The following is a 23,295-nucleotide window of genomic DNA, read 5'->3' as shown; positions in this document are numbered from 1 at the left end:
TTTATTTTCGAATATGCACTACAACGCTAGCTTCAATTTAAACACAATTTCATCTTCTTCAAAAATAACATCTTTTACAGCTATCACTTGGGGTAGGTGATCTGCAATAGGTATCGTAATAGGCTGCAAAGATAGCCAGCTTTTTGATATGTCCCACTGCTTAAGTTTGGTTCCTGTATGCTGAATCACAATCGAACCATTTTGCCAGTTCACATCAAAAGTAAGTGTGAGTGTAGTAGGTATCTGATCCTTCCATATCACGTTCGCATCCATTACGAGCTGTTGCCCTTGTAAGTCAAAATTCGCTCCGGTAAGACGCAAGTCATGAGGTAACTGTTTATAGTTCTGAAGCTGCTGTTTTAGCAGATCATTAATCTCTTGTTCAGTTAATCTGACTTCCATTTTACGGGATTGAACGACTTCTTTTATTTTATCTTGGATAACAAACGGCTTGAAATCCAAAGTCAGCTCCTGAGTAGGCTTCACATACCAGACTACCCCTACGACTGCCAGTATAAGAACAACAATTAAAATAACGAATGCAATCATTATTTTTTTCATATTAGTTATTTTCTTTGTCCTTCGCTTTTAGCCACTTTGGTGCCCCTTTATTTTTACGTGCACGCGCTTCTTCATTTTTGTTCTTCTTTTTAGCAACAGGTGCTATTTGGCTTACAGCAGCTTTAGGCTTATTCTCACCCGTACTAATGCTTGGCACTTTACCTGAAGATTGGCTAGCCGGGACTTTCTTAGCTACTGCTGTTGCAGACGCTGTTGAAACGGCTTGGGAAGCCCTCTCGGACGCACTGCGTCCTGCAGATCGTAACTTAGCACCTGTACCTGGTGCAACAGCTTTCCCTTCATACATTTCTTTTGGTTCTATTTGAATACCAAGCTGCTTACCAAGCTTATCTAGAATCCATACTTCTGGCGGCGTAACGATCGAAACCGCTGTTCCTTGTCTGCCCATACGACCTGTACGACCCACACGGTGCAAATAATACTCTGCATTAGGTGCAGGGTCGAAGTGGAAAATGTGCGTTACGCCTTCAATATCAAGCCCTCTTGCCGCGACATCTGTTGCAAGCAGCAGCTTGAACTTGCCACTTCTAAAATTCTGCATCACTTGTGCACGTTCATTTTTACCCGCTTCACCATGTAAAGATTCAACAGATAAACCGAGATATTTCATTTTCGATAAAATATCGTCTACATCAGAAGCCGCATTAATAAAAACAATCGCTGATTTCGGTTTATAAGCATGAACAAGACGACGTAGTGTATCCATTTTATTACGTTCATCACTAACGAAATACACGTGCTCAATTGTTTCCGAAGTGCGCTGACTCGGATTAATCGCGATATTCACAGGATCTGTTAGCTGGTTTTCTGCAACGCGATGAACGTCATCAGTAATCGTTGCGGAGAAAAATAGCAGCTGACGCGAACGCATCATTTTCTTCAAAATTTTATCTACATCATGCGCAGATCCTAGCATAAAGACTTGATCCACTTCATCAATAACAGCTGTACGTACGTGATGCACACTTAATTTGCGCATGTTAAGGAGTTCAAGAATACGACCTGGCGTTCCCACAACAATATGCGGATTCTGCTTCAGACGATCTACTTGTCTGGATAATGCTGCTCCACCAATCAGACCCAGTGCACGAATACCGCTTTCACTTTTCTGTGATAACTGCTCAATGACGCGCACCACTTGCATACCAAGCTCACGTGTTGGTACAAGGATAATAGATTGTACATTTTTTGATGACGTATCAATATTTTGTAAAATAGGCAGGACATAAGCCAATGTCTTACCTGTACCTGTCTGGGATTGTGCAATAATATCTTTTCCAGCTAGAATCGCTGGGAATGCTTCCTCTTGAATCCGTGTTGGTGTTGTAATATCCAATTGTTGAAGGGCTTGAACCCAATTATCTGATATTCCGAGTTCTTCAAATGTCTTGCTATTCGCCAATGTTAGTGCCTCATTTCTCTCGTCTGTTTTGCCTTATATTATAAGCGACTAGTGCCTGTTGTACAAATTACATCCGCATAATAAAACCTGACGATACTTGAATCGCCAGGTTCATTACACACAGCTTACCACTTCCGAATGATAACCTCATTCGTTTCTTTTACATACTTTACTCGCTGCTTCAAACTTTCTGCTACAAAACGTACCGGGATAAGCGTCCGATTGTTATACACCATTGGTGGAACGTCAAGCTTCTCTTCTTTACCATTAACGAGTGCAACATTTTTCCCAATCCACAGTTCGATAACGTTGCCATCTAATTTATATGTGATCATCTGGTCTTCTTCATCCCATTCAATCGTTGCTCCCCAAGCTTCTCCCAAGAAACGAAACGGTACAAGTGTCCGCGTATCTAGAATCATTGGTGGAACTTCTAACTCAACGACTTTATCGTTAATTGAGGCCGCATTGTGATTAATCTGCATCTTAATCTCAGTCTTAGGCTTCACAGGTGCTGTTACTGTCACCTCAATACGGTCCGATTTTCCGATCATCTCATCATTACGGTCGAATACTTCAAAATAATATTGATAAATATGCCCCAATCTCGCTGTTTCATCATCAAAACTTGGTTTAGATAAGCGGGTATCATTGATCATTGCAAAATCTTGTCCGTTATCTGAACGATAGACATCCCAACCATAATCGACGTCTTTGGCCCCTACCTTAATTGTGATCTGCCCTTCCGGCATGTTCCGCTGTAAAATGTGATTATCCGGCAATTCCAAATTGCCCGCGGCAGGATTTTTCTGCAGTACATATGTAAATTCGATAGCCGATGATGTCAACTTATCCACACGAATTTTAGCAAACGTATGATTGTGCAAAGCGATCATGTACACAGCTCCAAGTTCGATCTGGATCATTGTTTCCTTAAGAGCAACGAACGACGATGCGTCCTCCAAAGATTCCTTCATTTTAGCAATCCCTCTGGCACCTAGCTCCCCAGCTTGAGACACGGCGAAATCCGCATCCACTTCATTTGGCGCAGTTCCATTTAGCTTCAAGCTATACCCGCCTTCAAACAGCTCATTCTTGTACATTAGCATAGGTGCACTCAGACGATTGTAAATTGCAGTCTTCGGTTTATCCCATTCTATAATGTCAGCATCTTGTGCCTGAACCATAGATATCCCTGGTGCAACTAACATCCAGCATACAGCAACCAGCAGTGTGATAAGCGACATTCTCTTCATCATCGGCCCTCATTCCCATATATTTTACACCTATATTAGCATACGTCTTAGTGTTGGTTCAGTATTATTTTTTATTTAAAAATTTGACCGACACACGGTTAAACGTCCGAGGGAATAATTGGGCAAATTTTGCCCCGACAGCAAATAGACGTGGCAAATTTCGCTCATCCTGCTCTTTTTCAATAGAGCGAATAACAACTTGTGCCACTTGAGCTGGTTGTAACATGAAACCTGCAATCCCTTTTACATAGTTGCCGGTCGGATCAGCTTTTTCAAAAAATGGTGTCGCAATGGGTCCCGGGTTAATCGCGGTCACCTTAATTCCAGTCCCTGCGAGTTCCTGACGCAGTGCATTTGTAAGTCCAAGTACGGCATGCTTGGATGCTGAATATCCAGTTGACTTTGCGGTTCCGATCTTCCCAGCAATCGAGGCAATATTTACGATATGCCCGGAGTGACGTTCTATCATTTGTGGTAAAATCGCTTTCGTGCACCGAATGATACCCATATAATTTACATCCATCATCGCTTCAAATTCTTCAACGGGGGCTTCCAGAAATGAAGAGAAGACGCCAAACCCTGCATTGTTAATCAGTATATCTACCCGACCATAACGCTCGATAATCTGATTCATCGTATGCTCAACTGCTGCCCCGTCACTGACATCCATCACATAAGTGCTGTGTTCCCCTTTGATCCCCGCAATAACTTCATTCAATTTCTGTTCTGAGCGCCCGATCAGAACGGGAATCCCACCTTTGGCGGCAATTTGTACAGCCATTTCAGCTCCAATTCCACTTGAAGCTCCTGTGATCACAATAACTCGATCTCGAATTTGCATCCCGCCACATCCTTCTTTATCAAATAAAAATAGACGACTCCTTATCAGCCGTCTCTCACGATCATCTACTTCATCTTCCATTTATGAAATTAAAACTTGAATATCTAGCTCACCAATACCGTCCATAATCAGCGGAACCGCCAATGCTTGCTTCCCATAAAAAGTGTGAGAATGGTTCTCCGCAATAAGTACAGGAGGTGTAATATCCACTTTTACGCCTTGATTAAACAATAAGGTTGACGCATTTCCTGAAATCATATTACTAAGTTCAGAGATAGCACTATGTCCAATATCATTCATCTCATCCAGCACGAAACCGCCCATCATAGCGGATACAACCTTAAGTGCAGCAGATTCTGCTAAACCGAATACAATATCGCCTTGCATGTGCCCTGTCATCCCGATTTGTATCCAAATGTATTTGTCGGACAACTTAATATCCTTAATCGTGTGTTGACCAGTGGTTGGACGAACATTAGCAACCTGCTCGAGGACAAATCTTGCAGATTCTAAGAAAGGATTAATATACTCTGCTTTCATCTATATGATCTCCTCAACATTCATTTGTTTCATTTCCTCACATTATAAACGAATAATGTCGCCTCGTATACGAAAAGTCGCATAATTTCACAAAAATCTGTACCTTTTTAAGTCGATAATTAGTAAAAAAGCACTAAAAATCTCGTATTTTCATTCATTTTTTTGTATCCATCCAGACTTAATCCTGATACACTTGGATTATTGAAATCTTATAAAATATGGAAATTAATCGTACAAAGGAGCATTGCATCGCTATGTTCGGAACAAACAAACGAATGCGAAATTGGTCGTTTCTCGTAACAGTTCTACTCTATATCAGCACAGTTGCAACTCTTAGCTTACTCACACACCTTCTCATTTTTACTAATGACACTGTTTTTGACCAATCCCATTTTCGAGAAATAGCTTTTATTATTTTTCTAATTGGGTTAAACGCTTGTATTACGTTATATGTGCTCCGTCGTGTAACAGTAAACGAACAGCGTTACCGCTCTTTATTTGATTTTCATGTTGATTCGATTATGTCTGTCGACCCACTTGGTAATGTGATTCAATCAAACAAGCAATTTGAGCAGATGTGTGGTTATACCCAAGAAGAAACGCTCAACTCTCCTTTCAATTTATTGAACAACATCGATGACTTACCGATGGTAAAAGATTATTTTTACAACACTTTAAAAGGTGTACCTTACCATTTCGACCTCACCCTCCGACATAAATTAGGGAACCCAATAGAAACAAGCGTGACCCTCGTTCCAATCATCGTTTCCAAAAAAACAGAAGGCCTCTTCATCATTATTAAAGATCTAACTGAAATTAGACAGCACAAGAAGCAGATCGAAAGACTTCATCGCTACTATCAACTGCTGTTGAATTCCGTAACAGACGGCATTATTAGTATAGATAAAGACGCCAATATCAGCTTTTGGAATCATACGGCCGAAGGTCTGACTGGTTGGACATCTGAAGAAACCGTACATCAGATTGCCGGCCATATTCTGTTTGAGACAAAAGAGTGCGGCACAACTATTCCATTTCATCAATCCGCGATTTATCATTCCTTGCAAGATGGTCAAGTAAGGATGGTAAAGGAAGCACTATTTTGGAGAAAAGATGGCACTTCTTTTCCTACCGAATACATGGTCTCACCCATTATCACGGAAGAAGGCTGCCATATTGGGAGCGTTGTCACTTTCAAAGACGTCACCGAACAGATCAAAACCGATGAATTGCTACGTAAATCGGACAAACTATCCGCAGTTGGCCAACTTGCGGCGGGTGTAGCTCATGAGATTCGAAATCCACTTACAGCATTAAAAGGGTTTCTAAAACTGCTGCCGCCCAATAGTCCAAAAGAACAAAATTACATGAGTATAATGGAAAAAGAATTACAACGAATCGAGTTCATTGTGAATGAATTTTTACTCGTTGCCAAACCGCAGACCACTTATTTCGCGGCACGATCTTTAAGCCATATATTAGAAACGACAATTGAACTGCTTCAACTGCAAGCATTACTCAATGGGATTGAGGTTATAACAGAGATCGATGCGGACTTATCACCTATCTCATGTGATGAGAATCAATTAAAACAAGTGTTCATCAATATTATGAAAAATGCTCTGGAAGCCATGCCTTCTGGAGGGACGCTTCGTATTCAAGCTGGATATTCGAATGCTGAACAGCAGCAATTAGTCGTACGTGTACAGGATAATGGTTGTGGGATTGCACCTGAACGCTTGCCTCAGCTCGGAGAGCCTTTTTATTCAACGAAGGAAAAGGGTACTGGTCTTGGACTGATGGTTTCCTATAAGATTATTGAAGCCCATAGTGGTAATATGATCATAACGAGTATGCTGCAGGTGGGTACGAATGTTGAAATTTATTTACCCGTTGCGCAAGCTACAATGACATCAAGAAATTCATAAGGGGAATGAGGGAAAGAACATGCAAGCATTTATCATTGATTTAGACGGGACGTTATATAAAGGAAATGAACCCATACCCGGTGCAGATCAGTTTATTGCTAAGTTAAGTGAACAAGGTCATCCATTCCAGCTTGTTACGAACAACTCTTCAAAAACGCCTGAAGCTGTATCATCGCACTTAGCCAAGTTCGGCATTAGGGTTGAACCCGAACAAATTTTCACCTCTGCTCAAGCGACTGTCCAATACTTACAAGAAGAGCAGCTGGGAAAGCGTGTATACGTGATTGGAGAAGAAGGGATTCGAACTGCCCTGCAAGAAAGCTACTACGAAATCGTAGAAGAATCACCTGATGTCGTCGTGCAAGGTATTGACCGCTCGTTCAACTATGCCAAACTAGCGGCTGCCACCGCTCACATTCAATCAGGTGCACGGTTCGTACTAACGAACCCCGACCATCTACTGCCAGCAGATGGTAAGCTCTGGCCAGGCGCAGGCACCATCGCCGCGTCCATCGAAAAAGCGACAGGCAGGCAGCCGGTCGTCATAGGCAAGCCATCCCCTATCATTATGCGATATGCAATGAGCAGGCTTGGTGCGGCTGCGAACCACACATGGGTGATCGGTGACAACTGTATCACCGATATTGCTGGCGGCGCGGCTGTAGGCTGCCGCACGGCTCTAGTGCTCACAGGCATTGCGACCGAGAGCAATTGGCGTGAACAAGCGGAACGTGCAGGCGTGCAGCCTGACCTCGTCTGTGCTAGCCTGGAAGAAGTATATGAGCAGGTGACCACTCAACGTTAGTCGATTCATCCGCAAATCAAGCTATTTAATAAAGCAGAGCTTCCCAAGCGGGAACCCTGCTTTTTTTCATTCTTCCATCTCTTCGAATCTCCTCACAAAGAATCATTTTTTTCACACCATTCATTGCTATGCAGTTCAACATTATCTTATAATGGGAGAGTAATAACATTTTATTACTACTTTATTGTTTTTGATAAATTTCATCTATAAAACCTCTACCTTCATATTGCCGAAGATGAGCGACCAGGGAGGGTTGCACATGAACATAAACCAATTAGAAACACTTGTCACGATTTCCAAAACAATGAGTTTCCGTAAAGCGGGAGAACTTCTAAATCTGACACAGCCAGCCGTTTCCGCTCAGATTAAGAGCTTAGAAGATGAGTTCCGCACCTTACTCGTTGATCGCAACCAACCTGTGACGCTAACAGACAGTGGGAAATGTTTTCTTGAGCATGCGGAGAAAATATTACTAACCGTCGGAGAACTGAAGCAACGGCTTGCTGATATGAGCCAAATCCCACAAGGACATATTCATATCGGGACAACAGCATCGATTGCCATGCAAATCCTTCCACGGGTTCTATCCTATTTTCAAGAAGAATATCCGATGATCAAGACGACCATCCACTCCATGACTTCTTCCCAAATCATGACCGCGGTTGAAAACGGCGTCATTGACATTGGCATTGCTTACTTATCTGATAAAAATCCAGCCTACGAAGCAGCTGTTCTGTACTACGACACCTTTGAGCTTATTGTTTCAGTAGATCACCCGCTATCGGAACTAAAGGAAGTATCCATTGAGAAGCTTCGCACCTTACCTTTCATTATGCTAACCACAGATACAGCCGCTCGAAAGTTTGTCGATGAAATTTTTAAAGCTTATGATATTATTCCAAATGTCGTCATGGAATTGTCCTCCTCAGAAGAAGTAAAACGAATGGTAGAACTCAACTTAGGGGTCTCGATAATTTCAAAATTGTCAGCAGTAAATGACTTACGTAATGCAAGTGGTAAACTTAGTATTATTAAAGTCGATGAGCTTGATATCGCTCACCCGGTCGGCGTAGTTTACAAAGCAGGACGTTACTTAAGTTCTGCAATGCAGCAATTTTTAAGAGATTTAAAAGGAATGTCGGAAACTCATTTTCTGAGCTCAGAATAATCGAATTAAAACGGTGCACAATGATGTTAGAGGAGGGGTTAAAAGTGAAATTTGATATACACACCCATCATGAACGTTGTGGTCATGCTAAAGGAGATATTAGGCAATATATTGAAGCAGGGTTGCGAGAGGGCTTGGATGTAATTGGCATTTCGGATCATTCTCCTTATTATGGGGAAAAAGAAGATCAAGCTTATCCAGAAATTGCAATGGCAAAAACAGAATTCCCTCGCTATGTTGAAGAAGTGTTGCGGCTTAAAGAAGAGTATGCAGGGCGAATTGATGTGCTTCTAGGCGTTGAATCGGATTATTTCTCAGAACATTTAGAAGCGTATCGAAATGTGTACGAAAAGTATCCCTTTGACTATATCATTGGATCGGTTCATCGTTCTGGGGGAGTTAGCATCTTCAATCGCAATCGCTGGAAGCGTCTGAATGAAGATGAACAAAGGCAGCATAAGGAAGCGTATTACAACCTCATCCAGCAATCTGCACAGTGCGGGTTATTTCAAATTCTAGGACACATTGATGCGATGAAAGCTTATTACCCTGCTTTCTCTGATATTCAGACTCCTATTGTGGAAGAGACACTGAAAATCATTGGAGCGAATAAGCTTGCAATCGAGGTCAATACATCTGGTAAAACCAAAGATGTTGGCGGTTGGTATCCTTCAGATGAGATGCTAGAGATGGCGCTGCATTATGGAGTTGATATCACTTTTGGATCGGATGCGCACCTTCCTTCTCGCGTAGGTGACGAATGGGAGCTTGTCCGCAGTCGGCTCAAAGAGATCGGCTTTAAAGAATGGGTATATTTCAAAGCAAAAAAACGTGTTGCCAGGTCTTTATAAGAATACCTGCAGGTCCAACTGGATATGACAAATAAAATCCCCAGCCAAATGGTCTTAAACCCAGTTGACTGGGGATAACTTTTTATTCACAGAATGGTTTTATGACATAGTCATTATTGCTCTGGCTGACCCGAAGCTTTGCGCAGCTCGTTCGCCAACCGGTGAAATTCATCTTGTGCCGCTGCAATCGAAGTTGCATTATAGGCAGCTGATAAAAAGGCAATCACTTTATTTGCATCTGCTACACTCATCTGATATCCCATAAGCTCTTCCTCGCTTCCATCAAATTCATTCATGTCTACAGGCCCTGATATACCAGGTACTGTGCCACTATCACTATATTGAAGAAACCTCCACCTCGTCCAACCTGCGACATCCACTGGCTGATTAACCCCATAATTGGCATACCATAGTGGAATATTGCCAAGTGAAGCATCTAAATAGGATGTTGCAAAATAAGGATACGTGTACAGAAGTGGTTCTACACTACAAGCAGCTTGAACTTTATTTAACCAAACCTGACATGATATCGTTAAATGGGTCGCGCCATTCGTAGTCTCGATATCGAGTACAGGTGGAAGATCTAAATTAGCAATCCCGCCCTGCTGGTTCACCGTATTTATGAAGAAATCAGCTTCCTTTTCTGCATCAGCAGCTGTTCCTGCTCTACAAAAATGATAAACACCAACCAAAACCCCAGCATTTCTTGCCCCTGCTAAATAAGTCGAAAGCATGCTATCTACATATGTGGTACCTTCTGTTGCTTTAATGAATGCAAAAGATATGCCTGAAGCGCGTACTTGTGCCCAGTCAATTTTACCCTGATAGTGGGAGACGTCGATTCCTCTTGCATGGCTCTTATCCCTTGCTTGCACGGCAGTTCCTCCCTTAAAGCTTTTCTACATGATATGCAGCGAGAGTAAGACATGCATGGGATTCCAACGAAATTTAAGTGTGAACGAAAAAACAGGGTGACCCGTTACCCCGTTTTTAAAATCCGGTATCTACGTCCTCCACTCCATTTGAAGAAATTGATTCCACTCACAATCACTAGCACGCCTACCAACTGCTTAAGGGTAAAAGGAACCTGTTCGATACCAAACCAGCCTAAAGAATCCCACAATAAAGCGAACCCGAGCTGTGCTGTCAGAGCAATTGAGATCGCAAAGGTTGGACCAAGCAGCTTAATCCCCCGCACCAAACAGGTTACTACTCCGACTCCGATTAAACCACTGAACCAATACCAAATCTTCATATTGGGCACACTGAATAATTGCTCCCCTTCCATACATAACCCAATCGTCAAGGAGGCCAGGAATCCCAATCCTAATACTAATGTAGTCGTTGTCCAGGATCCCGTGTGCTCATTCACCTTACTATTAAAGATATTCTGGAGACTGACCAGCGAGCCTGCAATAAATGCCAATATGAGTCCAAACATCATAAAGAATTCACTCCCATGTGTAAGTCTTGAAAAACGAATCTATTTATTCGTAAATATTATGATTAGCCAAGGACATTAATCCTTCCCGATCCTGAATAAGGATAAATCCTTTTTTACGCTCAATTAATCCATCCGTATAAAATTTATGAATGACCCGATTCAAATGGCGATAACTGGTTCCAATTAAGTTAGCGATATCCGTTAGATGAGATATGTTTAATCTCCCGCTTGGCAGCATTTCGTTATCATCAAAGATGACAGACAATAAATAACTAGCAAGCCTGACCTCCACCGGATACATCAAATTGAAGCTCATGGATTTGGATTTCATATAAAATTTCCGCGAAATGATTTCTAATAAAAATTCTAAAAATGGGGAATGATCCTTCACATATTTTTTCAACATCCGATGATGAACACCAATCATATAGACGGACGAAACAGCTTCAACCGTATTGATCGTTTCAATCCCCTGAACATATTCAATATCCCCGACCGCATCAAGTGGCGTTTTAAAGGAAAGAATCAGCGTCTTGCCTTCAGCAGAAGTCGTATGAATTTTGATCTTCCCTTGAACAAGTAAATACAACATCTCGGAAGATTCACCTTGTGAACAAATGAATTCCCCCTGTTCAAAGCAATACAGCGACAAATGAGGTATCAGTGGTTCATTGAATATCGATTCAATTTGATGGGTTTGCAAATAATATCTAACTTGTTCGAGATCTTTCATTTCTCTCATGACAAGGCTTCACCTCCAATTAAAACTTTAATATTACCACACCAGCTATCATCATCCCGAGACCAATAAACTGTGGCAGCCCCATCTTTTGCTTGACGACACCAAACCATCCGTTACTATCAATTAAAAAGGTCAAACTCAGCTGCGCAATCAGTACAACAGAAACGGTAAGCGTAACACCGATATGATGAATAGCTGTGATATTGCTAAAAATAATGACTGCCCCAAAAGAGCCACCGATCAAATACAATCGTTTCACTTGCTTCAACTTTTGCAAACTTCGATCTCGAACGAACATTAAGATCAGTAAAGCAGCAATGAACCCCGTGAACTGGGTAATGGCCGCCGTTTGCCAAGAACCAATATCTTGACTAATTCGAGAATTAGCTACCCCTTGCAAAGTAATAAAAAACCCACCTAAGAAAGCAAATAAACTTCCTCTCATTGTTCCGCCGCTCCTTATTTTTGATTTCTCAATTATTAAATAATAAATGGAGTATTTCAGAAAGGACATATGTCCTCGATTGTTCATATCCGTACATACAAAAGAAAACTCGATTCTCCCAAGATAGGAAAATCGAGCTTTTTTGTGGCGAAATATCTGTAACAAAAAAAGGAGACCTGAGCCAACGGGGCCAGGTCCTGAATTGTTTATATTAAAAAGGGGGTCTTGTTTATTATATTATCCGATTAACATTATGGAACCATAACAGGAATATTTCATTTGTGTAACAAAAAATGTGCCTTTATCACTTGATTTGACCTGAGGTAGACATGTAGTACCATTTTGCATCTTTGGACACTTTAAGCAGCATAGATTCTGTAGGTAATTTTACCTTCTCATTCGGGATAACGATCAAAGTCTCGGCATTGATCTTAGATAAATTATTGGCTACAAACTCATGTGTGTTCGGAATCCAAAACCCCTCATGCCACCCAATAAAGGAATTTTTCAATGGTAGATCCCCGTCGTATAGGCCACCATTAGCATATATGCGAAAACGTCCATCACTTGAGGTTTGAAATCCTGCCCAATTCATCGGGTCAATAGGTGGATTCCAAGATTCAACACTGCCTTTTTTCCAATCATAGACATAGCGAACTTCAATCCCGTTTTCACCACGTAATGTAAAATACACTTTTTTCCCGTCATCATTAAATGTTAGAGGTAAAATATGCCCGTTCGCTTCGTTTTCATGCAACTTTCCTTGCAATTTCGTCTGTATAACAGTTTCTTGGCCTTGTTTAGGATCAAGAGGTACGATTCGCATCGTAAAATCATGCGTTTGATCTTCTTTACCTGTAAGTAAAATCAGGCTTCGTCCGTCTTTAGAGAAGCTTGCCCCATGAATATAATACGGAAGATTAAAGGTCACAGCCGATTCGCGCTTGGGAAAATCAATGGCATTCTTTGAAGAAAGTTCATAGAAAAATCCACGACGATCTGCGACAAATGATCCGCTTCCACGATAAGATTGAACAATTTGGATATCAACAGGATACGCCGTCTGTGTCTGATTGGCTGCATCATAGACAGTCGTAAATTTAGCACTTTCTCTATCACACTGACAGTATCCAAGCGAACGTATTAATAGGAAGGTCGTATCACTCTGACCCAAAGCTTCAATCCAATAAGGAACTTGAAATGAAGTCAGCTGCTTTTTCTGACTTCCATCTGAGGATACCTTCCACAATTGATTCAACTCACCTATCGTCCCTGTAAAAGATCCGCTTGTCAGTTTCACTCCTTTTTGTGTCAGAGCCCCAAACGTAATCAGATTAAAGCTGTGATAAAGTTCAGCCTTGGTCTGCACAATCAATGCCTTCACATGCAGCTGACGATCACTAGACCAATGCATGAGTAGCTGTGGATAGAATCGGGAGTCATCCTTGCTATTTTTGGTTAGAAGCGCTTGCTCAACTGAGGAACGATTCATAGGCTCTTTGAAAAAGAAGGTAATCGTCTCATCGCGCTTTGGAATCAGTGTAGATACATAATTCCCAAGAAGCATCGGATCAGAATCTAATCGAATGTTAACACCCTCATCGGCTGAAATCTGGTTATAATCAAATGCTTCTTCCCGAACAGAAGCTACGAAGCTTTGTTGATCACTTGTTCCTTCTGTATCAATCGTCTTCGACTCTTCAATAGGTGTAACCTGGGGTATTAGTAAGGCTTGCTTATCACTATTCCAATTGACAATTAACATGACGAAGGCCATACAGCATACAAGTACTCCACCCGTCCATATTCTCACACGCATTAAACAATCACACTCTTCCCACATGTAATATTTTTCCTTATCTATACAGACGCATCTGTGTTCTGAAAGTTACACGGATTCATTTCCATCTTCAACAAATTTGTCGTATAATTCCATCATTATTAACCAAGGAGTGAAATGAGATGAGCCTTATGATGAAAGCCATGATGCTAACTGAATATGGTGGTCCCAGCGGGTTTACTCTACAAGAGATCGCTCGCCCGAACGTTCCTATTGGGCATGTGCTTATCCAAGTTGCAGCTACTTCTGTGAATCCCATTGACGCGAGAATTCGCTGCGGACTTATGCCGCAATTGGCTCCAGAACTACCTGCGCTGCTGCACGGGGATGTCGCTGGTGTTATTGTAGAAGTTGGTGAAGGGGTTACTTCCTTCACCTCAGGAGATGAAGTATACGGCTTCGCAGGAGGAGTGAGAGGCTTCGGCGGTGCACTCGGCGAATATATGATCGCCGATGCGCGGTGTATCGCGCGTAAGCCAAGAGCGCTGACGATGGCGGAATCGGCAGCGTTGCCTTGTGTGGCCGTTACCGCATGGAACGGCCTAATCGAACGCGCCGCGCTGCAGCCCGGCCAGCGCGTGCTCGTGCATGGCGCCGCCGGCGGTGTCGGGCACGTCGCAATTCAGCTCGCCGCATGGGCGGGCGCTGACGTGTACGCGACCGCCTCCACGGCGGCGAAGCAAGACCTTGCCCGCCAGCTTGGCGCGCGGGCGGCTATTTCGTACCGCGAATACGCGGTACGCGACTACGTCCGTGATTACACGGACGGCAAGGGCTTCGACGTTGTCTTCGACACCGTCGGCAAATCCTGCCTCGACGCGTCGTTCGAGGCAGCCGCACCCGGCGGCAGCGTCATCGCGATCGCTGCCCGTTCCACCCACGACTTATCGCCGCTTCACGCCAAAGGCTTGACGCTCCACGTCGTGTTCACAATTCTCCCTCTCCTAACCGGAGAGCGCATAGAAACCATTGGGCAAGCACTCACACAGCTTGCCAACATCGCCGACAGCGGACATCTGCGGCCGCTGCTCGACTCCCGCCAATTTGGCTTCAGCCAAGTGGCAGAAGCCCATACTTTGCTCGAATCCGGCGAAGCGATCGGGAAGGTCGTATTGGTGAACGACCTATAAGACAAGCTCCTTGCGCCCGAGCGGAGCAGACCGAACATTCCGGAAAAACGAAGCGGTCGCCTCTGTGAGCGAGTTTCTACTTTCTAATCGAATCAAGAAACTCGCAAGCAACAGGAATGTTTGGTGTGCATAGCGGTGTGACTCTTGAACATCTGCACCAAAAAAACAGCCATTGTGCCGCCCAACGGGGCGCACAATGGCTATTCCTATCTCTATCAGTTTTGAGTGAATCATTCCTCCGAGCGGAGCAGACCAAACAATTCCGGAAAAACGAAGTGGTCGCCTTTGTGAGCGAGTTCCCACCTTCTAATCCAATGAAAGAAACTCGCGAACAACAGCGATTGGAGGAATGTTTGGTCTGTGCAGCGGTGTACAGTGTACAGTGTACGGGTGTACCAGACGCGCTCAAAACCCTCCTACATGCCCAACCACTTCTTGAACAAATGCTTTGTTGTATCAGCATTCATCGCAGCAATAGAAGTTGTAAGCGGAATACCTTTCGGACAAGAGCGTACACAGTTCTGCGAGTTACCACAGCCCTCAATACCGCCATCTTCCATCAATGCATCTAAACGCTCTTCTTTGTTCATTTCCCCAGTAGGGTGAACGTTGAACAAACGTACTTGCGAAATGGCAGATGGTCCGATAAAGGAGTTCTTATCATTCACGTTCGGACATGCTTCCAAACACACGCCGCAAGTCATACATTTTGCTAGCTCGTAAGCCCATTGACGCTTCGACTCTGCCATACGTGGTCCAGGACCTAAATCATACGTACCATCAATTGGAATCCATGCTTTCACTTTCTTCAAAGCGTTAAACATACGATCGCGATCGATTACAAGGTCGCGCACAACTGGGAATGTCGACATTGGAGCAATGCGAATCGGTTGTTCAAGCTTATCAATAAGAGCGGAACAAGCTTGACGCGGCTTACCATTGATCACCATGGAACAAGCACCACATACTTCTTCTAGACAGTTGGATTCCCAACATACTGGAGCAGTTTTCTTTCCTTCCGTCGTCACTGGATTCCGTTGAACCTCCATCAAAGCGGAGATCACGTTCATATTCGGACGATAAGGAACTTCAAATTCCTCTGTATATGATTTTGCATCGGGACCATCTTGACGAGTGACTACAAACTTAACGGTTTTACTCGCAGTTACTTCTGCCATGATTAGTTAGCCCCCTTTTTCTTATCTGCACTATAATCACGTTTACGAGGCTTGATTAAAGATACATCAACTTCCTCATAAGAAATTTGTGGTCCTTCAGGTGTCCAAGCTGCTTTTGTTGTTTTCAAGAAGTTCTCATCATCACGCTCAGGGAATTCTGGCTTGTAGTGAGCCCCGCGGCTTTCATTACGAAGTAATGCACCGAGTGTCATTGCTTCGGAAAGCTCTAACATGTTCCACAATTGACGTGTGAATGCTGCACCTTGGTTATTCCAGCCTGCAGTGTCGTTAATGTTAATACGGCCATAACGCTCTTTCAGGTCTTTAATCGTAGCAATCGTTTGCTCAAGTTTGTTATTGAAACGAACAACAGTCATGTTCGTGTTCATTAAGTCGCCAAGCTCACGGTGCAAGCCGTATGCATTCTCATTGCCGTCCATTTTCATAATGCGCGTATATTTATCTTCTTGTTTCTTCTGTTCTTTATCGAAAACGGAAGAGGAGATATCATCCACATGTTTGGACAAGCCTTTAATGTATTCAATCGCTTTCGGACCTGTAACCATACCGCCATAAATTGCGGATAACAAGGAGTTCGCACCAAGACGGTTTGCACCGTGATATTGGTAGTCACACTCGCCGCAAGCGAATAAGCCCGGAATATTCGTCATTTGGTTGTAATCCACCCACATACCGCCCATGGAATAGTGAACCGCAGGGAAGATCTTCATTGGGATCTTACGCGGATCGTCGCCCATGAACTTTTCGTAGATTTCGATAATTCCACCAAGTTTCACATCGAGCTCTTTTGGATCTTTGTGTGATAGATCCAGGTATACCATGTTTTCACCGTTGATACCAAGCTTCTGATCCACACAGACAGAGAAAATCTCACGAGTTGCAATGTCTCGCGGAACAAGGTTACCGTACGCCGGATATTTCTCTTCTAAGAAATACCAAGGCTTACCGTCTTTATATGTCCAAATACGTCCACCTTCACCACGAGCTGATTCAGACATTAGACGTAGCTTGTCGTCCCCTGGAATCGCTGTAGGGTGAATTTGAATGAACTCGCCATTCGCATAATGAACACCTTGTTGATATACAGCAGAAGCTGCTGTGCCTGTGTTAATAACAGAGTTAGTTGTTTTACCAAAAATAATACCAGGACCGCCTGTCGCCAAAATAACTGCGTCAGAACGGAACGTATGCACTTGCATCGTACGCAAGTCTTGTGCAGAGATACCTCGACATACGCCGTCATCATCCAACACAGAACCTAGGAATTCCCAGTGCTCATGCTTCGTTACAAGACCTTCTGTTTCCCAACGACGTACTTGCTCATCCAGTGCGTACAAGAGCTGTTGACCTGTTGTAGCTCCTGCAAATGCTGTACGGTGATACTGTGTACCCCCGAAACGACGGAAATCAAGTAAACCTTCTGGTGTACGACTGAACATTACACCCATACGGTCCATCAAGTGAATAATACCAGGTGCTGCTTCGCACATTGCTTTAACAGGTGGTTGGTTCGCTAAGAAGTCTCCACCATATACCGTATCATCAAAGTGCTCCCAAGGAGAATCGCCTTCCCCTTTTGTATTTACCGCTCCATTAATGCCGCCTTGTGCACAAACAGAGTGAGAACGTTTAACAGGAACCAAAGAGAAAAGTTCCACGTGAACCCCGGCCTCAGCTGCTTTGATCGTTGCCATAAGTCCTGCTAAACCGCCACCTACAACAATAACATTAGATTTTGCCATTTTCGTTCACCCTCCCTTATCCTTTTGCCCCTACTGGAAGCTGTTGGAATTCTGATCCTTGGAATGCTGTTAAAGATAAAATGAACATAGTCGCCATTGCAAGGAATACGACTAACCAAATTACAGTTGAAACCTTCTGTGCACGAGGTCCAATTGTAATCCCCCATGATACAAGGAACGACCACATACCATTACAGAAGTGGAAAGACGCAGCAAGTACGCCAATTACATAGATCCAGAAGTAGAGCGGATTGTTCACGATATCATGCATCGCCGTTCCTAGCTCACCGTGACCTGTGTTTCCAATCGCAACTTGGAACCGTGTTTCGAAGAAATGCCATGCAACGAACAGGAATGTAAGTACCCCTGTAACACGTTGCCACAAAAACATATGGTTACGGAAATACCCATAATTCGTAACATTGTTTTTCGCTGTGTACGCCACATACAAACCATATACAGCATGATAAAGCAGTGGTAACCAAATACCGAAAATTTCTAATAATAGCACCAGTGGTAAAGAGTTCAGCCAATCGATTTGCTTCACAAATTCAGCGTGACCTTTCGTCGCACTGAAGTTAGTCAGCAAATGCTCAAGTAAAAAGAAACCAACTGGTATCACACCAAGCAATGAATGCACCTTTCGAAATAAATACGAGTTTCTTGCCATCTGTAACAATTCCCTCCTCTTTAAAATTCCCCATTGTCATTGGACTTTCGTCAATTTTAGACAAACTACGCTTCATTGTAACCCCCGCCCCAAAAGGCGTCAATCCATTTGAATGCGCTTCCTTGGATTAATCACATATAAGTTTGAATTTTCGATGACATATACATGTTACTGCTTGATAGCTTATAATGGAAGTGCCGTTTTTTTATAATCATTTATACCTTTTTTGCATAAGGTGACATTTTCAATAGAAAAGGATGCGAAAACCATGGAGCGATGGCGTTCTTTTGCCAGTATTGTTGAACACTCTTCCCTAAATCAAGCTTCTCGGAATCTCAATCTCTCGCAACCAGCGCTGTCTAGGCAAATCATGAAGCTAGAGGAAACACTTGGCGTTGAACTTTTTACACGAAGGGGCAAACGTCTGGAACTCACACGAGCAGGTGAAATTTGTTACGAACATGCAAAAGAATTACATGCCATGCAAGTGAAGCTTATGCGTCAATTGCAACAATTTAAAGAAGAAGACAAACATGTAACATTAACCGTTGGTGCATCACTAACAACACTTCAGTCGACTCTCCCACAACTTCTTGCTTCCTATTTAGATGCACGTCCGCAAACCGATATTAAAGCGTTGACAGGTAAAACACATGAGGTTGTCACGATGGTAAAAGAGAAGAAAGTCGATATTGGACTTATCGCTTCGTCCATTAATGCAACAGGAATTGTATGTGAACCATTATTTGACGATCACCTTTGTCTTGTACTGCCACCTGGTCATAGTTATGTCCACCAACCCGATCTTACAATTAAGCATCTAGATGGACTATCCATGATCCTATTTTCACGCGGCACGTGGTATCGTGTACTAACCGATGAACTTTTTCAACAATATGGTATCCATCCCGATATTAAAATGGAAATCGACTCATTCGAAGCGATTATCAGACTAGTGCCCTCCTGCTATACAGCAACTCTGCTGCCGCAGTCGTATGTCCGCTCTCTCCTTGCAGAAAATAACGGACTTGTTGTTCGGCATTTACCAGAACTTTTGCAAACAAAAAGAACGACTTCACTCATCTATACGAAAGAAGCGTATGATCAGAAAGCCGTTCATCCATTTATACAATATGCCAAGACTTTTTATGAGACGCAAAGTCAATCTATGAAACCAGCAAAGAAAAAATAATCCATACAGATATGCGTGTTAATCGTCGATTGCAACTCCTAATCGTTTCGCAACATAACCTGTACTGCTAGCTTGAAGTAGAATCGTAAATAAGACGGCAAGGAACGTCACAGAAGCAATAATATCCGCATTTGGAACACCGAGACCTGTTACCATACCAGATAATGCAGCAGGAATAACACCAGTCTCCCGTACCCAGCTTATAAATAATAGTTCCTTCCATGTCCACTTCGCCTTACGATCAGGCCAGGCGGACACGAGTACGGTAAGGGGACGTGCAATAAACATAAACACGAGGATGACTCCAATGCTCGGCCACAAGTGAGCAAATATGACACTGAAGTTTACCTGTGAGCCGAGCAGAACAAAAATCAACATCCGCATAATAAATGTTAAATTCTCAGAGAAATGGCCCATTTCCGTTAGTTTCTCCTTCATCCGCAAACCAAAGGTTTCACTATTTCCCCAAATCAGACCTGCTGTAAATGTAGCCATAAATCCACTCACACCTAGTGTCTCACCTAACAAATAACTACCCAGCGCTGTTACAAACATCGCTACCGTCGCATATTCACGAAGAAAACCATACTTCATATGTGCTGTTAGATAGGAGACTAGAAATCCGATTCCTCCACCAACAAGAAGTCCACCGAAAGCTGTTTTAACAAACTGCATAACCCCTGAGGCAACCGTAACCTCACTAGTCCCCATAATGATCGCTAGAACCGAGAACGTTAGTATCGAGCCTGTCGCATCGTTAAACGCGGATTCACTCTCAACGGTCTCGCGTACCTTTGTCCGAATCTTCACTTGTTTAAATACAGGAATTAACGTCGCAGGGTCTGTGGAACAAATAACCGTACCCAGCAGCAAGGCGATTATCCATGGCAATCCAAGCAAATAATGCGCAGCAACCGCTACGACGCCACAAGTGACTAATACACCTGGTACACTAAGCATAGCAACGGTGACCCATACTTTTTTCAAACCTGACAGTTTAATATTTCGTCCACCATCGAACAAAATAAGTACGGATCCAAGAACGAGAATGAACTGGTTCGTAAAGGAAGCACTTTGTTCACTAACAAGATGCATCCCCTGCCCCACAATCATACCTGCAATTAGAAAAAGAGCGACATCCGGCAGTCGAAGCCAGCCCGCCAATTTTCCAAATATCAATCCGATCCCACATATGAAGACGAGTAAAAAGAGAACATGATGGATGAGTTCATTCATTGTTAATTAACCATCTCTTGCTCTAAACGCTCAATATTTTCGTTAACACCGATAATGACCATTAGATCACCTTCTTCAAGCACATCTTGTGCACTTGGTGCGATAATAACTTGCTCATTTTGCTTTTTATTAATAGCAACAACGGAGCACCCATATTTACCTCGTGGATTAATATCACTTAATGAATATCCACATAGTCGTTTTGGCACGGATAATTCTGCAATGGTGTAGTCTTTAGACAGTTCGATGTAATCGAGTAAGTTTGGAGATGCAAGTTGATGCGCGACTCGAATGCCCATATCCCGCTCCGGATAAATAACCCGGTCAACACCAATTTTTTGAAGCACTTTACCATGAAGCTCAGTCATCGCTTTAGCAACGACCATTTTGACACCGAAGTCCTTTAGTACGATAGCCGTCATTATGCTTGCTTGAATGTCATTTCCGATTGCAACGACTACACAGTCAAAGTTACGAATCCCTAATGAGCGCAGCACATCCTCGTCTGTACAATCCGCTACAACGGTATGGGTGAGGAATTCATTCATATCGTCTGCTCTTTCCTCATTGCGGTCGATTCCAAGTACCTCATAGCCTAATCGCATTAACTCCTTGGATAACGACGAACCAAAGCGTCCTAGCCCGATAACTGCATATTGTTTTTCCATATCATGTGCGCTCCTATCTTCATAAAAGAAATAAAAAATTAACCGATCGTAACCTTGCCCTCCGGATATCGATAAAGTTCTTTTTCTGCTTTTGGACCGAGTGCAATGGCAAGCGTTAGTGGACCTAATCGCCCAATGAACATCATGAGCAAAATTAATACTTTACCAATAGTCGTTAAATCCTGCGTCAGACCCATCGTCAATCCAACCGTACCAAACGCTGATGTCACTTCAAACAGGATCATGATAAAAGAGTGATCTTCGGTTGTTGATAATATCATCGAAACAAAAATAACGAGAGCTAAAGCAATGATTGTAAGCGTAATCGCTTTAAGAATACGATCCTTTGCAAGGCGATAACGGAATAATACGATATCTTCTTTACCGCGGATCATTGCAATAACAGCACCGACCATGACCATGAAAGTTGTGGTCTTGATCCCCCCACCTGTCGAACCCGGTGAAGCACCAATGAACATTAAGATGATCATAAAAAATTGAGAAGCTTGACGCATAGCACCAATGTCTACTGTATTAGCCCCTGCCGTACGTGGTGATACGGATTGGAAGAAGGAAGCTAACACCTTACCAAACCAATCCAGCGATCCTAGCGTGCGGGCATTCGTAAACTCAAACATGAAAATCACGATTGCTCCGACGATAATGAGTCCAGCTGTTGAACTTAACACCACTTTTGTATGCAATGTAAGTCGCTTAGTTCTTTTGTAATCAAGCACATCTGCCATAACGAAAAATCCGATACCACCGAGCACAATAAGCGCCATAGCTACAAAATTCGTTACAAAATCACTGGCATAAGTCGTTAGTGAGCTGAATTTACCATAAACGGAGCCGAACAAGTCAAATCCCGCATTATTAAAAAATGAAATCGCATGGAAGATTCCAAAATAGAGTCCTTTTTTAAACCCTAAATCAAATGACCAACGAATGGTAAAAATAACAGCCGCAATTCCTTCGATTGTAAGCGAATAGATGAGAACTCGCCGAATCAATCTTACAATCCCTTCCATCGAACCTTGGTTAAGCGCCTCTTGTAACAATAAACGTTCTTTCAAAGAAATCCGTTTACGCAGCATAAAGGCATAAAGCGTTGCAAAGGTCATAAATCCTAATCCGCCAATTTGAATAAGCGTAATAATGACAATCTGTCCAAACATGGTGAAATCTGATCCTGTATCGACAACAACAAGACCTGTCACACATGTAGCGGAAGTGGCTGTAAATAGCGCATTAATGAACGAGATCGACTCCCCGCTTGCCGATGCAAATGGCAGTGACAGAAGACTCGCTCCAATCAGGATAATCATTGCAAAACCCAGAGATAATATTTGCGGCGGTGATAATCTCGCTAGCCCTGATTTTTTCTTCTTCATACATCCCCCTAAGCATAAAAAAAGACACCTTTCAATAGTGTCATCATAATGATAACTGACACAAAGCCTACGAAGTTAGCTGTCGGATTCGGGCGTCAGTTCCGCCCTATCCACTGTGAAAACTTGATTACACAGTGAAATTCACCCCTTTAAATGGTTCCCCCGTTTTCGATAAGAAATTCGGCTTTTATTCAATTGATTTGAATTATATATCCTCGTT

22 protein-coding genes and 1 riboswitch are annotated in these 23,295 nt (G+C 42.9%); of the genes, 6 read left to right on the top strand and 16 right to left on the bottom strand.

Translation table 11 applies throughout. From position 1 onward, the window contains the following. Positions 1 to 18 precede the first annotated feature (18 nt). The 5 genes from ACSBOP_RS05230 to ACSBOP_RS05210 form a co-directional block, all read right to left on the bottom strand. Positions 19 to 561, bottom strand: a complete 543-nt coding sequence (locus ACSBOP_RS05230; RefSeq protein ID WP_442603384.1) for a hypothetical protein — start codon at positions 559 to 561, stop codon at positions 19 to 21. A gap of 1 nt (position 562) precedes the next feature. Further along, positions 563 to 1,984 (bottom strand): DEAD/DEAH box helicase, encoded by a 1,422-nt coding sequence (locus ACSBOP_RS05225; RefSeq protein WP_442603383.1) that lies wholly within the window; start codon positions 1,982 to 1,984, stop codon positions 563 to 565. Positions 1,985 to 2,109: 125 nt separating this feature from the next. After that, entirely contained in the window at positions 2,110 to 3,243 is a 1,134-nt protein-coding gene (locus ACSBOP_RS05220; RefSeq protein WP_442603382.1) for a copper amine oxidase N-terminal domain-containing protein, read from the bottom strand. Between the two features lie 61 nt (positions 3,244 to 3,304). Continuing rightward, positions 3,305 to 4,081 carry an SDR family NAD(P)-dependent oxidoreductase gene (locus ACSBOP_RS05215; RefSeq protein WP_442603381.1) on the bottom strand — a complete coding sequence of 259 codons (777 nt, stop codon included), beginning with the start codon at positions 4,079 to 4,081 and terminating at the stop codon, positions 3,305 to 3,307. 81 nt (positions 4,082 to 4,162) lie between these two features. Then, positions 4,163 to 4,621 (bottom strand): chemotaxis protein CheX, encoded by a 459-nt coding sequence (locus tag ACSBOP_RS05210; protein ID WP_442603380.1) that lies wholly within the window; start codon positions 4,619 to 4,621, stop codon positions 4,163 to 4,165. 254 nt (positions 4,622 to 4,875) lie between these two features. Here ACSBOP_RS05210 and ACSBOP_RS05205 point away from each other — a divergent pair, with 254 nt between their 5' ends. From ACSBOP_RS05205 to ACSBOP_RS05190, 4 genes are all read left to right on the top strand, one after another. Continuing rightward, positions 4,876 to 6,549: a PAS domain-containing sensor histidine kinase gene (locus ACSBOP_RS05205; protein ID WP_442603379.1), complete on the top strand. Its 1,674-nt coding sequence runs from the start codon at positions 4,876 to 4,878 to the stop codon at positions 6,547 to 6,549. 19 nt (positions 6,550 to 6,568) lie between these two features. Next, entirely contained in the window at positions 6,569 to 7,354 is a 786-nt protein-coding gene (locus ACSBOP_RS05200) for a TIGR01457 family HAD-type hydrolase (RefSeq protein WP_442603378.1), read from the top strand. Positions 7,355 to 7,613: 259 nt separating this feature from the next. Further along, complete coding sequence (locus ACSBOP_RS05195; RefSeq protein WP_442603377.1) at positions 7,614 to 8,522, top strand: LysR family transcriptional regulator; 909 nt, start codon at positions 7,614 to 7,616, stop codon at positions 8,520 to 8,522. Positions 8,523 to 8,566: 44 nt separating this feature from the next. Continuing rightward, positions 8,567 to 9,373 carry a histidinol-phosphatase gene (locus ACSBOP_RS05190; RefSeq protein ID WP_442603376.1) on the top strand — a complete coding sequence of 269 codons (807 nt, stop codon included), beginning with the start codon at positions 8,567 to 8,569 and terminating at the stop codon, positions 9,371 to 9,373. 113 nt (positions 9,374 to 9,486) lie between these two features. Here the strand turns inward: ACSBOP_RS05190 and ACSBOP_RS05185 are convergent, their stop codons facing one another. The 5 genes from ACSBOP_RS05185 to ACSBOP_RS05165 all read right to left on the bottom strand — a co-directional run bounded on the left by ACSBOP_RS05185 (position 9,487) and on the right by ACSBOP_RS05165 (position 13,847). Further along, a complete protein-coding gene (locus ACSBOP_RS05185; protein ID WP_442603375.1) occupies positions 9,487 to 10,248 on the bottom strand; it encodes a glycoside hydrolase family 25 protein in 762 nt (253 codons plus the stop codon). A gap of 104 nt (positions 10,249 to 10,352) precedes the next feature. Next, positions 10,353 to 10,817, bottom strand: coding sequence for a DMT family transporter (locus ACSBOP_RS05180; RefSeq protein ID WP_442603374.1), 465 nt, complete (start codon positions 10,815 to 10,817; stop codon positions 10,353 to 10,355). A gap of 43 nt (positions 10,818 to 10,860) precedes the next feature. After that, positions 10,861 to 11,559, bottom strand: coding sequence for a Crp/Fnr family transcriptional regulator (locus tag ACSBOP_RS05175; RefSeq protein WP_442603373.1), 699 nt, complete (start codon positions 11,557 to 11,559; stop codon positions 10,861 to 10,863). Between the two features lie 19 nt (positions 11,560 to 11,578). Beyond that, positions 11,579 to 12,004, bottom strand: a complete 426-nt coding sequence (locus tag ACSBOP_RS05170; RefSeq protein ID WP_442603372.1) for a DMT family transporter — start codon at positions 12,002 to 12,004, stop codon at positions 11,579 to 11,581. A 304-nt stretch (positions 12,005 to 12,308) separates the two neighbouring features. Next, positions 12,309 to 13,847: a hypothetical protein gene (locus tag ACSBOP_RS05165; RefSeq protein WP_442603371.1), complete on the bottom strand. Its 1,539-nt coding sequence runs from the start codon at positions 13,845 to 13,847 to the stop codon at positions 12,309 to 12,311. A gap of 131 nt (positions 13,848 to 13,978) precedes the next feature. Here ACSBOP_RS05165 and ACSBOP_RS05160 point away from each other — a divergent pair, with 131 nt between their 5' ends. Further along, on the top strand, positions 13,979 to 14,974 hold the full coding sequence (locus tag ACSBOP_RS05160) for a zinc-dependent alcohol dehydrogenase family protein (protein WP_442604386.1): 996 nt from the start codon (positions 13,979 to 13,981) through the stop codon (positions 14,972 to 14,974). Between the two features lie 416 nt (positions 14,975 to 15,390). Here ACSBOP_RS05160 and sdhB read toward each other — a convergent pair whose 3' ends face one another. From sdhB to ACSBOP_RS05145, 3 genes are read right to left on the bottom strand one after another with little or no spacing between them, the layout of a single operon-like run. Then, complete coding sequence (gene sdhB, locus ACSBOP_RS05155) at positions 15,391 to 16,152, bottom strand: succinate dehydrogenase iron-sulfur subunit (protein ID WP_442603370.1); 762 nt, start codon at positions 16,150 to 16,152, stop codon at positions 15,391 to 15,393. Positions 16,153 to 16,154: 2 nt separating this feature from the next. Then, positions 16,155 to 17,915: a succinate dehydrogenase flavoprotein subunit gene (gene sdhA / locus ACSBOP_RS05150; protein ID WP_442603369.1), complete on the bottom strand. Its 1,761-nt coding sequence runs from the start codon at positions 17,913 to 17,915 to the stop codon at positions 16,155 to 16,157. A 16-nt stretch (positions 17,916 to 17,931) separates the two neighbouring features. Beyond that, positions 17,932 to 18,585 carry a succinate dehydrogenase cytochrome b558 subunit gene (locus ACSBOP_RS05145; protein WP_442603368.1) on the bottom strand — a complete coding sequence of 218 codons (654 nt, stop codon included), beginning with the start codon at positions 18,583 to 18,585 and terminating at the stop codon, positions 17,932 to 17,934. Positions 18,586 to 18,853: 268 nt separating this feature from the next. On the opposite strand from ACSBOP_RS05145, the gene ACSBOP_RS05140 reads away from it, so the two are divergent. Further along, positions 18,854 to 19,777 (top strand): LysR family transcriptional regulator, encoded by a 924-nt coding sequence (locus ACSBOP_RS05140; RefSeq protein ID WP_442603367.1) that lies wholly within the window; start codon positions 18,854 to 18,856, stop codon positions 19,775 to 19,777. Positions 19,778 to 19,795: 18 nt separating this feature from the next. Here the strand turns inward: ACSBOP_RS05140 and ACSBOP_RS05135 are convergent, their stop codons facing one another. The 3 genes from ACSBOP_RS05135 to ACSBOP_RS05125 are packed head-to-tail and all read right to left on the bottom strand — an operon-like array spanning position 19,796 to position 23,075. Then, on the bottom strand, positions 19,796 to 21,013 hold the full coding sequence (locus ACSBOP_RS05135; RefSeq protein WP_442603366.1) for a cation:proton antiporter: 1,218 nt from the start codon (positions 21,011 to 21,013) through the stop codon (positions 19,796 to 19,798). A 2-nt stretch (positions 21,014 to 21,015) separates the two neighbouring features. Next, complete coding sequence (locus ACSBOP_RS05130; RefSeq protein WP_442603365.1) at positions 21,016 to 21,681, bottom strand: potassium channel family protein; 666 nt, start codon at positions 21,679 to 21,681, stop codon at positions 21,016 to 21,018. Positions 21,682 to 21,719: 38 nt separating this feature from the next. Next, positions 21,720 to 23,075: a TrkH family potassium uptake protein gene (locus ACSBOP_RS05125; protein WP_442603364.1), complete on the bottom strand. Its 1,356-nt coding sequence runs from the start codon at positions 23,073 to 23,075 to the stop codon at positions 21,720 to 21,722. Between the two features lie 50 nt (positions 23,076 to 23,125). After that, positions 23,126 to 23,271, bottom strand: a riboswitch (cyclic di-AMP (ydaO/yuaA leader). Between the last annotated feature and the right edge of the window lie 24 nt (positions 23,272 to 23,295).

This window comes from Paenibacillus sp. KN14-4R, assembly GCF_052180255.1.
GTDB lineage: Bacteria > Bacillota > Bacilli > Paenibacillales > NBRC-103111 > Paenibacillus_AM.
This window is presented reverse-complemented; position numbering and strand designations above follow the sequence as displayed.

What these genes read in the sequence shown, in the direction of transcription:
- ACSBOP_RS05160 (WP_442604386.1), top strand. Translation starts at nt 13,979, where the DNA reads ATGAAAGCCATGATGCTAACTGAATATGGTGGTCCCAGCGGGTTTACT.
- sdhB (WP_442603370.1), bottom strand. Translation starts at nt 16,152, where the DNA reads ATGGCAGAAGTAACTGCGAGTAAAACCGTTAAGTTTGTAGTCACTCGT.
- ACSBOP_RS05180 (WP_442603374.1), bottom strand. Translation starts at nt 10,817, where the DNA reads ATGATGTTTGGACTCATATTGGCATTTATTGCAGGCTCGCTGGTCAGT.
- ACSBOP_RS05215 (WP_442603381.1), bottom strand. Translation starts at nt 4,081, where the DNA reads ATGCAAATTCGAGATCGAGTTATTGTGATCACAGGAGCTTCAAGTGGA.
- ACSBOP_RS05130 (WP_442603365.1), bottom strand. Translation starts at nt 21,681, where the DNA reads ATGGAAAAACAATATGCAGTTATCGGGCTAGGACGCTTTGGTTCGTCG.
- ACSBOP_RS05175 (WP_442603373.1), bottom strand. Translation starts at nt 11,559, where the DNA reads ATGAGAGAAATGAAAGATCTCGAACAAGTTAGATATTATTTGCAAACC.
- ACSBOP_RS05135 (WP_442603366.1), bottom strand. Translation starts at nt 21,013, where the DNA reads ATGAATGAACTCATCCATCATGTTCTCTTTTTACTCGTCTTCATATGT.
- ACSBOP_RS05170 (WP_442603372.1), bottom strand. Translation starts at nt 12,004, where the DNA reads ATGAGAGGAAGTTTATTTGCTTTCTTAGGTGGGTTTTTTATTACTTTG.
- ACSBOP_RS05195 (WP_442603377.1), top strand. Translation starts at nt 7,614, where the DNA reads ATGAACATAAACCAATTAGAAACACTTGTCACGATTTCCAAAACAATG.
- ACSBOP_RS05205 (WP_442603379.1), top strand. Translation starts at nt 4,876, where the DNA reads ATGTTCGGAACAAACAAACGAATGCGAAATTGGTCGTTTCTCGTAACA.
- ACSBOP_RS05145 (WP_442603368.1), bottom strand. Translation starts at nt 18,585, where the DNA reads ATGGCAAGAAACTCGTATTTATTTCGAAAGGTGCATTCATTGCTTGGT.
- ACSBOP_RS05140 (WP_442603367.1), top strand. Translation starts at nt 18,854, where the DNA reads ATGGAGCGATGGCGTTCTTTTGCCAGTATTGTTGAACACTCTTCCCTA.
- ACSBOP_RS05125 (WP_442603364.1), bottom strand. Translation starts at nt 23,075, where the DNA reads ATGAAGAAGAAAAAATCAGGGCTAGCGAGATTATCACCGCCGCAAATA.
- ACSBOP_RS05220 (WP_442603382.1), bottom strand. Translation starts at nt 3,243, where the DNA reads ATGATGAAGAGAATGTCGCTTATCACACTGCTGGTTGCTGTATGCTGG.
- ACSBOP_RS05210 (WP_442603380.1), bottom strand. Translation starts at nt 4,621, where the DNA reads ATGAAAGCAGAGTATATTAATCCTTTCTTAGAATCTGCAAGATTTGTC.
- sdhA (WP_442603369.1), bottom strand. Translation starts at nt 17,915, where the DNA reads ATGGCAAAATCTAATGTTATTGTTGTAGGTGGCGGTTTAGCAGGACTT.
- ACSBOP_RS05230 (WP_442603384.1), bottom strand. Translation starts at nt 561, where the DNA reads ATGAAAAAAATAATGATTGCATTCGTTATTTTAATTGTTGTTCTTATA.
- ACSBOP_RS05165 (WP_442603371.1), bottom strand. Translation starts at nt 13,847, where the DNA reads ATGTGGGAAGAGTGTGATTGTTTAATGCGTGTGAGAATATGGACGGGT.
- ACSBOP_RS05200 (WP_442603378.1), top strand. Translation starts at nt 6,569, where the DNA reads ATGCAAGCATTTATCATTGATTTAGACGGGACGTTATATAAAGGAAAT.